General features: G+C 48.4%; 16 protein-coding genes. 9 read left to right on the top strand and 7 right to left on the bottom strand.

The features are described from left to right. Window positions 1-809: branched-chain amino acid transport system II carrier protein (locus tag OGV52_RS19830; RefSeq protein WP_287109094.1), on the bottom strand; the 809-nt coding region annotated here is incomplete at its 3' end. A gap of 861 nt (window positions 810-1670) precedes the next feature. Here OGV52_RS19830 and OGV52_RS19825 point away from each other — a divergent pair. Together OGV52_RS19825 and OGV52_RS19820 are read left to right on the top strand one after the other, a co-directional pair. Beyond that, complete coding sequence (locus OGV52_RS19825) at window positions 1671-2522, top strand: aldo/keto reductase (RefSeq protein WP_016153337.1); 852 nt, start codon at window positions 1671-1673, stop codon at window positions 2520-2522. Between the two features lie 26 nt (window positions 2523-2548). Further along, entirely contained in the window at window positions 2549-3538 is a 990-nt protein-coding gene (locus OGV52_RS19820) for an aldo/keto reductase (RefSeq protein WP_047502198.1), read from the top strand. A 24-nt stretch (window positions 3539-3562) separates the two neighbouring features. Here OGV52_RS19820 and OGV52_RS19815 read toward each other — a convergent pair whose 3' ends face one another. Beyond that, window positions 3563-4456, bottom strand: a complete 894-nt coding sequence (locus OGV52_RS19815; protein WP_016156764.1) for a LysR family transcriptional regulator — start codon at window positions 4454-4456, stop codon at window positions 3563-3565. Window positions 4457-4604: 148 nt separating this feature from the next. Between OGV52_RS19815 and OGV52_RS19810 the strand changes: the two genes are divergently transcribed. Further along, complete coding sequence (locus OGV52_RS19810; RefSeq protein WP_287109014.1) at window positions 4605-5396, top strand: SDR family oxidoreductase; 792 nt, start codon at window positions 4605-4607, stop codon at window positions 5394-5396. A 142-nt stretch (window positions 5397-5538) separates the two neighbouring features. On the opposite strand, the gene OGV52_RS19805 is transcribed toward OGV52_RS19810, so the two are convergent. From OGV52_RS19805 to ycgZ, 5 genes are all read right to left on the bottom strand, one after another. After that, the gene (locus tag OGV52_RS19805; protein ID WP_141875267.1) at window positions 5539-6090 is read right to left on the bottom strand and encodes a LuxR C-terminal-related transcriptional regulator; all 552 of its coding nucleotides are present in this window, start codon (window positions 6088-6090) and stop codon (window positions 5539-5541) included. Next, window positions 6090-6335 carry a hypothetical protein gene (locus OGV52_RS19800; protein ID WP_016156767.1) on the bottom strand — a complete coding sequence of 82 codons (246 nt, stop codon included), beginning with the start codon at window positions 6333-6335 and terminating at the stop codon, window positions 6090-6092. The genes OGV52_RS19805 and OGV52_RS19800 overlap by 1 nt, the downstream gene beginning before the upstream one ends. A gap of 128 nt (window positions 6336-6463) precedes the next feature. Next, window positions 6464-6730 (bottom strand): biofilm development regulator YmgB/AriR family protein, encoded by a 267-nt coding sequence (locus OGV52_RS19795; protein WP_016153343.1) that lies wholly within the window; start codon window positions 6728-6730, stop codon window positions 6464-6466. A 34-nt stretch (window positions 6731-6764) separates the two neighbouring features. Next, on the bottom strand, window positions 6765-7037 hold the full coding sequence (locus OGV52_RS19790) for a hypothetical protein (protein WP_047502190.1): 273 nt from the start codon (window positions 7035-7037) through the stop codon (window positions 6765-6767). 42 nt (window positions 7038-7079) lie between these two features. Further along, the gene (gene ycgZ, locus OGV52_RS19785; RefSeq protein ID WP_016153345.1) at window positions 7080-7316 is read right to left on the bottom strand and encodes a regulatory protein YcgZ; all 237 of its coding nucleotides are present in this window, start codon (window positions 7314-7316) and stop codon (window positions 7080-7082) included. A 319-nt stretch (window positions 7317-7635) separates the two neighbouring features. Between ycgZ and OGV52_RS19780 the strand changes: the two genes are divergently transcribed. The 6 genes from OGV52_RS19780 (at window position 7636) to OGV52_RS19755 (ending at window position 14711) form a co-directional block, all read left to right on the top strand. Then, window positions 7636-8847, top strand: a complete 1212-nt coding sequence (locus tag OGV52_RS19780; protein ID WP_016156768.1) for a diguanylate phosphodiesterase — start codon at window positions 7636-7638, stop codon at window positions 8845-8847. 221 nt (window positions 8848-9068) lie between these two features. Next, window positions 9069-9800, top strand: coding sequence for a MerR family transcriptional regulator (locus tag OGV52_RS19775; RefSeq protein WP_032931597.1), 732 nt, complete (start codon window positions 9069-9071; stop codon window positions 9798-9800). A 320-nt stretch (window positions 9801-10120) separates the two neighbouring features. Continuing rightward, window positions 10121-10651 (top strand): Csu type fimbrial protein, encoded by a 531-nt coding sequence (locus OGV52_RS19770; RefSeq protein ID WP_016153348.1) that lies wholly within the window; start codon window positions 10121-10123, stop codon window positions 10649-10651. A gap of 14 nt (window positions 10652-10665) precedes the next feature. Further along, on the top strand, window positions 10666-11388 hold the full coding sequence (locus OGV52_RS19765; RefSeq protein ID WP_016153349.1) for a fimbrial biogenesis chaperone: 723 nt from the start codon (window positions 10666-10668) through the stop codon (window positions 11386-11388). Between the two features lie 55 nt (window positions 11389-11443). Beyond that, window positions 11444-13729, top strand: a complete 2286-nt coding sequence (locus tag OGV52_RS19760) for a fimbria/pilus outer membrane usher protein (protein ID WP_287109012.1) — start codon at window positions 11444-11446, stop codon at window positions 13727-13729. Window positions 13730-13742: 13 nt separating this feature from the next. Next, the gene (locus tag OGV52_RS19755; RefSeq protein ID WP_200107845.1) at window positions 13743-14711 is read left to right on the top strand and encodes a Csu type fimbrial protein; all 969 of its coding nucleotides are present in this window, start codon (window positions 13743-13745) and stop codon (window positions 14709-14711) included. Window positions 14712-14717: the final 6 nt, after the last annotated feature.

Raw genomic sequence — 14717 nt, 5'->3', positions numbered from 1 at the left:
GTAATGATCGCCGCCAACAACACCCGGCCATAAACGCCAAAAACAGTCTCGACATAGGCGCTCATCACCTGCATACCGTTTGTTGCGCCCCGCACCGGGCTGTGGGACCCCATCGACAGATAGCAGATATAAATCACGGCCAGACCTGCAGCGGCGATAAAGGCTGCGGCGATGGAATGGGTAAAGATGCCCCGCGGATGGTGGATCCCGCGCTGTTTAAGCGTGTGGGTGATAATGGCGCCAAAGCACAGCGCACTGATCACATCCAGGGTCTGATAACCGTTGACGAACCCTGTATCGAACGCGCGAGTTTGATATGCGATTGTGGCGGTCGTGAGGTCACCAATCGGATGTAACCAGGCACATATGCCGATAAAAATCAGGGCACTAATTTTAATGGGCGAAAGGAAGAAACCGACGATTTCCAGCATTTTCCCCGGCTTAGCCAGCGTCGCGCCAGCAAGGCCAAAGAACGCGGCGGAAAATATAATCTTCTGCATCAGGGAACTAGCTGCGCCATCGGTGATGACTTCGTAGCTAATCGTCGCGGTGCGTGGCGTACCAAATAAAACCCCCAGCGTTAAAAAGCAAATGCCAATAAAAATCAGGCTCGGCCATTTGCCTAAAGGTTTCGTTAATTCCGCGATATCACCGCCATTAATGGCAAGGGAAATAATCGCCAGTGCCGGGAACAGAACCGCTGTGATGATAAAGCCAAAGCCTGCATTAAAGGCGTTTGCGCCCGCCTGCATGCCGACCAGCGGCGGGAATATAATATTGCCAGCACCAAGAAAAAGAGCCAGCGTCATCCCCCCAAGAGCTATAGTCTCGGATAGAGGCAGTTTACAATTCTTTGTCATATTTTTTAAAAACGCTCAGGTTTTGTGCGATTCATTTAGTGGAGATAATATAGATTACAGGACAATTAGCCGAATTTAAGATTGTTTTGTGATTTTTATCACTGATATATACTTTTCAGAGAACAATTATTAACCGTTTTGCTATCACCTCCAGTATTTTCTTCTAATCAATATTCCTAACTCCAGCGGTAACGAGTTAAATAAACATACGACAACATGACTTTCAACCAAAGGTAGATGCAAACAAGCATTTGTTTAATATTTATAGGGGAGTGTTGAGCAGTTAAAAATATATTCCTTGTTACGGTAATGTATATTTTTTGATGAATTAATAACTTGTTAACTTATTAACAATACCAACTACATCCGATTTTGGCATGTAACGGCTAAGCGGGCAGACCCAGAGATCGCCACGAGTAACGCTGGCAGTAACACTTTTCGACGCTTGTCATATCGCTTGTAGTAATAGAGCCGCAAAATCCCCAAGTCAGAGTGTAGTGTGTTTTAATACTTTTGGATTTCATCATTTCACAGCCAAACTATGCTAATCATCCTCAGCTTCATGCCAGGAAGTGGGAAAAGCACTATCGCTCAGGCATTAACAAAAAAGTTCAACGCTCTGTGCTTGAGAAGAACCCCAACGATTATTATCGTGGGGAGTTAGCAACAGCCGCTTCTGACAAAAAGTTGACCGTCAGCACGCCACAAAATTAATGAACACATCTAATAAACCCTAGCTAATTACCCCATCTAATCGAATAAATAACTTTGCGTTATGCTTTTCCTCGACAACAGCCAAAGGATAACGTCATGCAAACTGTAAAACTGAACAACGGTATTGAAATGCCCCTGCTGGGCTTTGGTGTGTTTCAAATGTCTGATGCCGCTGAATGCGAAAGAGCCGTGATTGATGCCATCGATACGGGATACCGCCTGATCGATACCGCCGCGTCTTACCAGAATGAAACCCAGGTCGGGAACGCTCTGAAACAAAGCGGTATCGCCCGTAACGAACTCTTTGTAACGACCAAGCTGTGGCTGCAGGATACTCATTACGAAGGCGCTAAAGCCCAGTTCGAACGCTCCCTGAATCGTCTGCAACTTGATTATGTTGACCTGTATCTGATTCACCAGCCTTACGGTGATGTTCATGGGGCATGGCGTGCCATGGAAGAATTGCAACAGGCAGGAAAAATTCGCGCCATTGGCGTCAGCAACTTCCATCCTGACAGACTGGCCGACCTTATCGCCTTCAACAACGTTGCCCCTGCGGTAAACCAGATTGAAGTTAACCCCTTCAACCAGCAGTTGCATGCCGTTCCTTGGAATCAAAGCCGTGGCATTCAGCCGGAAGCCTGGGCTCCGTTTGCTGAAGGGAAAAATGGTCTGTTCCAGCATCCCGTGTTAACGGCAATTGGTCAGAAGTACGGCAAAAGCGTGGGCCAGGTTGTTCTGCGTTGGATCTTCCAGCGAGGCATCATTTCACTGGCGAAATCGGTGCGCAAAGAACGCATGGCAGAGAACATTAACATTCTCGATTTTGAACTCAGTTCTGAAGATATGCTGCAGATTGCTGCCCTCGACACTGCAACCAGCGCCTTCTTCTCTCACCGCGATCCGGCGATGGTGGAATGGCTGACCGGCCGCAAACTTGATGTTTAAGTCGCGATAAAAGAGGTATTCATTCAATGCAAAAACGTTATCTGGGCAAATCCCGACTCGAAGTATCCGCGCTTGGGCTCGGCTGCATGGGCTTAAGCCATGGCTACGGTCCGGCGACCGATACCCGTCAGGCTATCGAGCTTATTCGCGCTGCGGTTGAACGTGGCGTCACCTTCTTCGATACCGCTGAAGTGTATGGCCCCTTTCTTAATGAAGAGGTTGTAGGCGAAGCCTTAAAACCGTTTCGTGACCGTGTGGTTATTGCCACCAAGTTTGGTTTTACCTTCGGTGCGGACAACAAGCAGCAGATTTTAAACAGCCGTCCTGAACATATCCGTGAAGCTGTGGAAGGATCATTACGCCGCCTTAAGACTGATGTCATTGATCTGCTGTACCAACACCGTGTCGACCCGGATGTCCCCATTGAAGATGTTGCGGGAACGGTGAAAGACCTGATAGCGGAAGGCAAAGTCAAACATTTCGGTCTGTCCGAAGCGGGCGCACATACCATTCGTCGTGCACATGCTGTTCAACCGGTTACTGCGCTGCAAAGCGAATACTCTCTGTGGTGGCGCGAACCTGAGCAGGAAATCCTGCCGTTACTGGAGGAACTGGGTATTGGTTTCGTTCCCTTCAGCCCATTAGGCAAAGGCTTCCTGACGGGATCGATTAAGCCAGGAACCACTTTTGGCAAGGATGATTACAGAAGCCAAGTGCCGCGTTTCGCCGAGCAGGCGATTGAAGCCAATGAAAAGCTGGTCACCTTGCTGGGTGAACTGGCGGCAGAGAAAGGTGTGACGTCTGCGCAAATCGCGCTGGCATGGCTGTTGGCACAAAAGCCGTGGATTGTTCCTATCCCTGGTACCACCAAACTGCACCGGCTGGAGGAAAACCTGGGGGCTGCCGACATCATTCTTTCGCAGAAGGATACGCAGCAGATAACCCAGGCGCTGGAAACGATTAACATCGTCGGTGAACGTTACTCTCCTGAGCACCTGGCCCGCGTAGGCCGTTAATACCCGAACGGGTCTACGGACCCGTTATTGGGCGTAGCGAAGTGCATCGATCATCAGCGCAAATGCGGGCGGGTGCTGCTTACGGCTCGGGTAGTAGAGATAATATCCGGGAAAAGATGGGCACCAGTCCTGCAGAACCTGAATAAGCTCTCCTGACTTTATATAATCCTGCACCCTGTCTTCAGGCATACAGGCAATGCCAAAACCGGATAAAGCAGCATCAATCCTTTCTGCCTGCTGGTTAAACGTTACCTGCCCTTCCACTCTGACCCGTAACGGTTTCCCTTCCTTCTCAAACTCCCAGTGATAAAGCCCACCGGCAGTCGGCAGGCGCATATTGATGCACCGATGATTTTGTAGCTCGTGCGGCGTTTCAGGTGCAGGGTTTGCCGCGAAGTAAGACGGTGCTCCCACCACGGCCATGCGCATGTCCGGGCCAATTCTTACAGCAACCATATCCTTATCCACGCTTTCGCCCAGGCGGATCCCGGCATCAAAACGGCCCTCAACAATATCGACAAAGCCGTTATCAACCACCAGTTCGAGATTAATTTCCGGATATTCCCTGAGGAAAGGTTTTAACTTTGGCCATACCAGACTTCGCGCGGCATGCTCCCCAGCAGATAAGCGGATATTGCCGGAGGCAGTGCCGTTCAGTTGAACCAGCGATTCCAGCTCCTGTTCAAGATCGGCAATACGCGGTTCAAGGCAGGCAATAATTCTCTCACCGGCCTCTGTAGGGGCAACGCTTCGGGTCGTACGGGTCAGAAGGCGGATATTGAGCCTTTCCTCCAGCGCCTTCATCGCATGGCTGAGTGCAGACTGAGATACACCCAGTTTGCCCGCTGCTTTGGTAAAACTTCGCTCCCTTGCCACCACCAGAAAGATTTGCAGTTCGTTGAAGTTTTCTTTGAGCATCGGCGATTTCCTTATGGTGGCATTCCCTTCATCGCGCACTCATGAAGGGTGTTCATAGACACAATCATTTTAGCCCTATTACTGACAATAATGATAATTGATATTCTGGCTGTAGAGAAAATAAGTCTGAATTATCATAAGGTTTATCATGAAAATACTCATTGCAGGCGCGACCGGAAGTATTGGTCTTCATGTCGTGAATACCGCTATCGAAATGGGCCATCAGCCCGTGGCGCTGGTCAGAAATAAACGGAAAGTAAAATTACTTCCGCGTGGAACGGATGTTTTTTACGGCGATGTTTCAATGCCTGAAACACTTACCGATTTGCCGAAAGATATTGATGCCATCATCTTCACGCTCGGTTCCGATGGCCAGGGGCGTATTGGCTCCAGAGCGATAGATTACGGCGGTGTGCGCAACATTTTACGACTCTTCAGGGATACACCTGTACGCATCGGTTTAATGACCACGATTGGCGTGACTGAACGACTCAGCACCTGGAATCAACGCACTGAGGTTCATGACTGGAAAAGACGTGCCGAACGTCTGGTCAGAGCGAGTGGTCACCCGTATACCATCGTCAGACCCGGCTGGTTTGATTACAACAATGATGATGAACACAGAATCGTTTTGCTTCAGGGGGATCGTCGCCATGCAGGAACACCAGAAGATGGTGTGATATCAAGGCAGCAAATCGCCCAGGTTCTGGTCAGTGCCCTGACTAACGAGGCGGCAAAAAATAAAACGTTTGAGCTGGTGGCCGAACGAGGCGAAGCACGGCCGGATCTTACTCCACTGTTTGCAGACCTGCAGGCTGATGATCCACAAAAAAATGATGGCGTTTTAGATATAGACAATATGCCTCTGTTTGAAGAACCTGAGTGCATTATTAACGAGCTGAACCGCACGGGGTTGCTGAAATCTATAAATAAATCATAAGCATCCCGACAAGGCTGTATCATCGCCCTCTTATAATGCGCGTTAATTTATTTTCAGAACAGAAGACATCATCGATGAGATAACCCGAGCGATTGATTTAAACGTACACAAATCGCTGAAGGTAAGTTTAGCGTATCGATGATCAGGCATGCTTCAGCCAGTTCCGGAATATTTGCGCTTGCAGTATTCCCTGAAAATCAATCAGCCCTGAGCAACCAAGTTTCTTGATCAGATTCTGCCTGGCCTGGTAAATGGTTTTTAAGTGTAGATTTAACATGGCAGATATCTCAAAAACAGTTCGCCCCTCCCCTAGCTGCGTTAAAATATATTTATCTCGCGCAGTCAAGGAGATATTGAGTTCCGATTGATGCTCGTGCTTACCACCAGCACGAGTAATATCAATAATAAATTGCTTGATTGAGGCAACATCGCTATCTACTGGCAGTCTGTAAAGTGAGATGTCATTGAGATACTGATACAGATGGCCATCAATCAGCAGCACCAGACGATATGTACTCAGATCGTAATTTTGCTTTTTTACCGCGTCAAAGTGATTAGCGGTGAAGAAAACAAGTCGCGCCTTGTCATCTTCAAAAACGATATCTGCAAGGATATTCTTTAACCCTTGCCTGATATAGATATCATCAATCCATAAAACTGCGTTTCCAGCATGTTCCTGCATGATGTTCATCATTATGACCTCAACGAAAAATCACCATTGACCTCACCGGGCTGCGAAGTTTTATCGAGTTGAAGATGTGCCAGAATCTGTGAATAGAGATCGGTCAGTATCACATTCTTCTCATTCTTCAACTGCGTGCTGAATGCCTGAATAAGAACATCATTACTGATACAACCCTGTTTTAACATGACATTACGCTCTATATCCTTATACAAAGCGCAGCGGAAAATAAAATCTTCCGGAATTGAATTAGCCATATCAACTCCATAATATGCAGTCATAAAAATAAGAGGATGCTATGTATAGTCTTAATCCAAAAAGCGAAGCGACAGAACTTACATCATACAATAATTGTGCTGTGTATTTATATTAATGTGTTATCTCATTAGACGTCATCAGCCGTATAACGTAACACTATTTCCAGGGTTTTTCTGATAATGTCTGCCTTGACAACGTCAGTTGTTGACTCCAGAGAACTAATCAGGCTTAAAATGATGTTTTTATTATTAACATTATCACCTGCCAGAATTACATTTGTTACCGCCTGCCCCAATACCACTGACTCATCTGCTAATAGTTCACCTGCATTATGGAAGTAACTTGATAAAGCTTTATCCGTCATTACACTGTGGACATTAATTTCATGAAGCATGGTAACCTCGCTTGTATAGTCTGGAGAATTATCTTTAATGTAATTTAGGGTTTTTGCTGGCACTGAAAGCACTCTCATCTCTCGTTTTTTCCGGTTTTCTGCTTATCTTCCCCGGATTAACATTTGTAAAATCATTGATAACGCTGTCAATTAATTGTTTACGTGTACCATCCATTTCACTGGCATGCATAAGCCGCAATTGCTTAATCAGTGCAGCTAACGAAACGTCTGTATGCATTCGCAAAATTTCTAGCACAGCCAAACCTGTAATTTCATGTTTCAAGCGTTCACTGTCAGGTTTCTTCATAACTCCTTCACTACTTACCCATTATCATAGTAGGGCTTTATTTTATTCGAAAAGCAGGCCGATTAACGCATTGTAATGTTTCTGTTCATTCTCACCTGATGCATTTTCAAGACGGTGCAGAAGTTTGGTACACAGTGATTTGCGACTGAGATTGCGCCCATCTTTTAGTATCTCAGTCACGATTTCGCCCAACGTTTCCTGTTGGGTTGGCAGATGCGCTTTAGCAAAGTAACGAGAAATCGCGCTTGCAGAATCAGTGCGAACAGTATGCTGCTGCATGGAGTGCTCCTGTAACAAAATGCTGGTGAATATTAAGTTTTATAACAGTAGCAAAGCTGTACCGAAAATGTGTACAACATAGCACGCTAATTTTTAGCAAAAAATGCTAAACTAATTAAATCATGCGGTTACGATGGTTAAGTTCTCCATGAAATTCAATTTCTTTGTACAAATCACTTTGTATTATCAATGATAATTGATCTGTATTAGCCCGATTACTTGTAAAGACAAAGTTAGAATTATGTATTAAAATCAGGGCGTAACCTGGTTTGTCTGATACTGACCAGACCTCTTCTCCTTCCTTGATCCCGGACTGTCCATGCTCACGACCATTATTTACCGTAGCCATCTACGTGAAGACGCCCCTCTCAAAGCGCTTGAGGATATGGTGACAGCCGCAAATATCAAAAACAGGCGATCAGATGTTACGGGGATCTTACTCTTTAACGGCCATCACTTTTTCCAACTGCTTGAAGGCCCAGAGGAGCAGGTAAAAGAGATCTATCGTTGTATTTGTAACGACCCCCGGCACCACAATATCGTTGAACTGATGTGTGATTACGCGCCTGCGAGAAGATTCGGGAATGTAGGGATGGAGTTATTTGATTTACAAAAACATGAACGGAATGACGTCCTGCAAGCTGTACTCAATAAGGGTACGTCCAAATTTCAGCTCACGTATGATGACAGAGCATTACAGTTTTTCCGCACATTTGTCCTCGCCACGGAAAAATCGAGCTATTTTGAAATACCTGCGCCTGATTACTGGAGTTTTATAACCGACAATACCTGTACCATCCTGGATGAAAGCACACTCCCGTCAGATACAGATTTCAGCTTTGCTTTTCAACCAATTATCGATCCTATGTCACAGCGCGTCATTGCGCTGGAAGCCCTTATTCGCGGTAAAGACGGTGAAACGCCCGCAACGTATTTTGACAAATTCAAACCTGAAGATGTGTATACCGCTGATCTGCAGAGCAAAAAGACTGCATTTGCAATGGCAAGCGCACTGGGACTTAATCACAAAATGCTGTCGGTTAATCTGTTACCCATGACCCTGGTAAACAGACCCGATGCAGTCAGCTTTCTTATAAACGAAATCGCGGCGCATGGACTGGTGCCTGAACAAATCATTGTAGAGTTTACCGAAAGTGAAGTTATTTCGCGTTTTGATACGTTCGCGCAGGCCGTGAAGTCACTCAAGGCAGCGGGTATATGTGTGGCGATAGATCATTTCGGGGCAGGTTTTGCCGGGCTTCAGCTTTTGTCTCGCTTTCAACCGGACCGAATTAAGATAAGCCGCGAACTCATCACTGATGTGCATAAAAGTGGACCACGGCAGGCCATCATTCAGGCCATAATCAAATGCTGCGCTTCACTGGAGATAATGATTTCTGCGGTCGGCGTCGAAAAACCTGAAGAGTGGATGTGGCTTGAATCCGCGGGTATTGAGATCTTCCAGGGTAACCTGTTTGCAAGAGCCTGCCTGAATGGTACTCCGTCTGTCGCGTGGCCAGAGAAAAAATGATTTCTCAGCGTTATAATAATTAACGTATTGTTATTACACAATAATCCCGCCACCTCTTTTATGCTGAACATAAAAATTCAGCATTTACTCCCTACGTGATAGTAAAGTAAATCTTAATTTTGCTAGAATCCTATGTATGTTTTGTACAATTTGATGCATGTTGTACAAAGTAGCAGGAACCGCATATCGGTGACGGAGAATCATGAGTGTCTGGGGGAATTATGGCTTATTACAGCATTGGGGATGTCGCAGAACGTTGCGGGATAAATCCTGTCACCCTTCGGGCATGGCAACGACGTTACGGCTTACTCAAACCTCAACGCAGCGAAGGTGGCCACCGACTCTTTGATGAAGAGGATATTCAACGTATTGAAGAAATAAAACGTTGGATTAGCAGTGGCACACCCGTTGGCAAAGTTAAAGCATTGCTGGAAACCAGTACCCGTGAAACTGACGACGACTGGAATCAATTGCAAGAAGAGATGATGGGCATTCTTCGTATGGCGTATCCCCCGAAGCTGCGAGCCAAAATTATCGCACTCGGTCGCGCCTACCCCGTAGATGCGTTGATTGATCGCGTTTATCTTCCCGTGCGTCAGCGGTTGATACTTGACCATAATACATCCCGCATCATGAACAGTATGCTTGATGGCGCATTGATTGAATATGTAGCCACCCTGCTGTCTGAAACGCGGCGCAAATCAGGGAAAGATGCCATCCTGATGGCCTGGGATGTTGAAGACCGAACCCGTTTATGGCTCGAAGCCTGGCGTTTATCGCAATCGGGCTGGCATATTGCCGTGCTTGCTGAACCCATTGAATCGCCAAGACCTGAACTCTTCCCCGGGCAAACGCTTTTTGTCTGGACTGGTATCACGCCAACCCGCAGACAAAATGAACTTCTACAACACTGGAACGAACAAGGTTATAAAGTCATTTTTCACAGCCCGTAACCAACATGTATCGCAGTAATGAGCTGAGTAAGATAAATCTTACTAATTCTCATTTTTTGGGTGGTTATTTTGAATGCCATCCAATGAATCTGTGTTCCCTACCCGCCTGACTTAATACCCGCAGTAGCATAAAAACAAAACAATATACTCACCCGTGGGTATTATTTTTTTGCAAACGACATCACCTTTTTCCTAAGTAAAATTTATTAGATCAACTGGCGCACGCCTAATACTTATTCTAGGGTTAAACCATGTCTTCCTGTACCACATTATTGTTTTTCTAAAGTAATAAATGTGGTTATTTGAAAAAGGTAAAGGATATGGCTCTAGTCTTAGACAAACGCTTAATTCTTTGTTGCTGCGCCTTTTCCATTATTCCCGTGGCAAATGCAGCAACCGTTAACGGAACATTTCAGGTACTGATGACGATTCAAAAGGCCTGTACCGTGACTGCTGGTTCGGCTTCAAATATCACGCTTGGGCCGGTGAATACCACGGCAACAAATACCAATGCAAGCAACACGATTTCGATTAATTGCTCAAAAACTACGCCCTATTTTATCGGTCTGGCGCCGTCGGCCGCCAATGGGGGGACGACGACGGGCTCAGGCGCCATGTCCTCCGTGGCTAACGCAGCCACCAATACCGATAAAGTGCCCTACCAGCTAAATCGAACATCAGCAACAGGTCCGGTGTGGGGGAACACCGCCACCGACACCGCGCCTGGAAACGGCGTAGCGGCGACGGGGACCGGGCTGGTGCAAACGTTTACTGTTTATGCCACCGCACCGAGCGCCAACTTCACTCCTGACGACTATGCCGACACGGTAACGGTTAACGTTAACTACTAACTTCAGGAAGCCACATGAGAGTAAAACTGCCTGTTCAGCAGTGTGCCTGCGCATGCCTGTTAGGGATGGTTGCGAGCCTCAACCCTGCTGCCGCCAGCGGACTGCAAATCGCCCCGGTCACATTAACTTTGCTCGCGACGCAAAATGCCGATGGTATCTGGCTTAGTAATGCGGGTGAAAATGTGCTCAATGCCCAGGTTCGGGTTTTTCGCTGGAGCCAGAGCGCTTACGGCGACAAACTTTCCCCCTCTCAGGGGCTGGTCATTAGCCCGCCGATGCTGGCATTAGCCCCCGGAGAACGTCAGTTGATTCGCGTTATTCGGACCGGCCCACCTTCGGCACATGCTGAAGACGCTTATCGGTTATCGATAGATGAGTTACCGCCTGCAAAAGTAGAAAAAAATAAGCTTCAGTTTGTGCTGCATTATTCCGTCCCCGTTTTCATTCAACCAACATCAGCGGCGCAAACGCAGGCTAAATTGCAATGGAAATTACAACAGCTTGATGGCAAAAAATTTATTGAAGTGAGTAACCAGGGAAATGGGCATGCACAATTATCTGCTGCAACATTTATAAGCCCTGACGGTGCTAAAAAAGTTATTACGCCCGGACTGTTAGGCTACGTTTTACCCGGCTCAACGATGCGCTGGATAGTCTCTCCGTCGGCCAGTAATACTCATGATGGCGGGAAAGTTGAAGTCACAATCAATGGCCAAAAAACAGTACAAGATCTGTAACAGATCCTGGCTTCTGGTGAAATATTGCTTTCTCAATGGAGTATTAATATCGGGAATGGTTTGCGCACAAACGCTGAATAATAACCAGAGCGAAGATGGTGTTATTAATGGCGCAGCGCAGCTCGTGGGGATCAATTTGTATCTCGACGTCACCTTAAATGGGAATCCCGTTGGGCTGGTGCATTTGGGTTACGATAATGGAAAGCTCTATGCAGGGGCAGATACCCTGCGAAAAATGGGCTTTCGCTTTGCGCCTGACGCCACTCACGCCGTCTGCCTGAACGATATCCCCGAGCTAACCATTGACTATAACGTTCAGTTGCAAACGCTTTCGCTTACTGCGCCACTCAGTTCACTCGCTCTTGCGACCACGCAGCTTAATTCCCCCGTAGAGACCGCGCCGACGGCGACAACATCACGCGGAGCGCTGCTCAATTACGATATCTATACCCAACAGGGGGATGAAAGCGCAATAAATACCTTCAGCGAACTCCGCGCTTTCAATGCTGCAGGCGTGCTCAGCACCACCCAGTTGACGCAGTATTCCACCGAGGAAAATGCGGATAACAGCGTTGAGCGACTCGATACCAGTTGGCGTACGTCATTTCCCGAAACGATGCTGGCGGTAACCGTTGGCGATACCCTGACCAGTTCACTTATCTGGTCCCGACCGACGCGTATTGGCGGCATTCAGATAGGAACCGATTTTGGTTTGCGGCCCTATATGCCAACCACCCCGCTCCCTGCATATCTTGGCTCCGCGACGTTACCGTCAAACGTTGAGCTGTACGTCGACGGCGTCAGGTACTACAACGGAGAAGTCCCCGCGGGTAGCTTTCAGATCAACACAATGCCGAACATCAGCGGCGCGGGAACGGGTCAGGTAATGATGACGGATGCGCTGGGCAGAACGAGCGTACAAAATTTCTCGTTCTACAACGATCAGCAACTGCTGCGGGAAGGATTAACTGCCTGGTCTGCAGAATTGGGCACGGTACGCGAAAACTATGGTTACTCCTCTTTTGATTATGCCAGCGCACCGGTACTGAGCGGTACATGGCGTCGTGGGTTTAGCAATACGTTCACCGCCGGGACTCACGCTGAAACCAGCGATGGACTGATTAACGCAGGCTTCAGTAACGACTGGATCCCAGGCACCCGCAGCGGCACCTTTTCGACCTCAGTTGCCGCAAGTACCGACGCAGGAAAGAACGGTTTTCTGTACAGTTTTGGTTACCGTTGGTCCGGCGAACGGTTTAATTTCAGTACCAGTACGACGGCCACTTCCGGCGATTATCGTGATGTCGCCACCCATTTTGGCGAGCCGCCACCGACGCTTAACAGCAATACGGTCATTGGCTATTCGCTGGAAGCTGCCGGTAATGTCAGTCTGAGTTACCTGCAGTTTCGTTATCCGCACGAAAATGCGGTGCGCTACGCCAACGCCAGCTGGTTCAAATCGATTACCGACAACATTTCACTGAATGCCGGATTCAACCAAAACATCGACGATAACCGCGATCGCAGTCTCTATCTGATGGTGACAATGACCACTGATAACAATCTCAGTGCCAGCAGCACCCTACAACGTACCAATGATGAGACCGGCTACCAGCTCAACGCCAGCCTGACGCCTCCTGCCGACGGCGGTTGGGGCTGGAATCTGGCCGCCAGTCAGCAGGCTTCCCGGCAAAGCGGTCAGGGAGAAGTGGGATATCTGGGGCGTTATGGTAAAGCGTACGCGGGATTCAGCCGTTTACCGGATAACCATTACGGCTACGCAGGCGCCACCGGATCGCTTGTTACCATGGGAGGCGGCCTGTTTGCAGCACGAGAAATCAACAATGGCTTTGCCGTCGTATCAACTGACGGCGTTCCTGACGTCCCGATTAAATTACAAAATAACCTGATTGGTCGCAGCGACGACCAGGGGCTATTGCTGGTCACGCCGCTGAACAGTTATCAAAAAAACCTGATCAGTATTGACCCAATGGATCTCCCCGACAATATGCGGATCGCGCGCGTTGAGGCGAATGCAACGCCTGCCGATCGTTCCGGTACATTGGTTAGCTTTGGCATTACCCCGGTACGCGCTGCGCAGGTCATCCTCGTCGACAATCAGGGTAAACCCATTCCCGAAGGCAGCATGGCATACGCCATCAGCGGAGCAGGACAATCGTCTGTCGTTGGTTTTGATGGGATGACCTGGTTCGAAATGCTGGAACAGCACAACGCGCTGCGCGTTGAGACAGACACCGGCAGTTGTCGCGTGCAATTTGACTATCCCACTTCCGCAAAGGGGATTGTGCAAATAGGTCCACTGGTTTGCCGGCCACACTAACAGGAGTGCGCTCATGAGGTTAAGGCATCTGTTACTCATCGCAGCCGTACTCTTTTGTCCGGCGATTAGCCATGCCGTAACCTGTTCGGTGAGCAATGTGCAACCCATAAATTTGGGCTCAGTCAATCCGCTGTCTGCGACAGGCGCAACGTCATCAATGACGTTCAACTACACCTGCACCAAAGAGCTTGGCGACGTGCTGGCAGGGATCAACCTCTGTTTTAATATTGGCGCCTCAGCCGTCAGTGGCCAGGTGACACCTCGAAATATGTCATTAAACGGAACACCTGCCAGAACGCTGGCATACCAGCTTTACCAGGATGCCGGACACACCAAAGTCTGGGGGAGTCAGTATCAGTCGGGAACAACTTTTCCAATGGTACAGCTTAACCTGCTGAATCTGACGCCAGTGACGGGCTCACTCACGGTATCAGCGCAGATTGTCACGCCACAAACTTCAGCCGTCCCCGGAAGCTATCAGGATAGCTATACGGCGGCGACAGCCCTTGTCACCCTCAATCCTGGATTGCTTTTCCCGCCGACCACCTGTGGCGATACCGTTGCCGCCAGGCTTCCCTTCACCGTATCGGCGACGGTCAGCAAACAGTGCAATATCACCTCTGCAACCAATATTAGCTTTGCGCCAGCCGGGGCGACCGGGCGTAACCTAACGGCTTCAAATACCGTGGGCGTTGCATGTTCCAATAACACGCCTTACACCATCGGACTTCAGCCCTCTAACGGCAATACGGCAGGCAGCGGCGTGATGTCCGGCACGGGGTCAAATACGGACAAGGTCCCCTACCAGCTTAGCTCGACGCCGGGGCCGTCCGGTACGGTTTGGGGCAATTCATCGCTCAATACTGTCGCGGGCAACGGTACGGGAACCACCACCACCTACCCGGTTTACGCCACCGTTCCCAGCGCGAACTACACGCCTGACAACTATGCTGATACCGTTACCATCGCCGTGACCTACTGACCTCAG

The organism is Citrobacter sp. Cb041, from assembly GCF_030336655.1.
Lineage (GTDB): Bacteria > Pseudomonadota > Gammaproteobacteria > Enterobacterales > Enterobacteriaceae > Citrobacter > Citrobacter braakii.
Note: the sequence above shows the minus strand (reverse complement) of the source record. Positions and strands in the feature narration are given on the sequence as shown.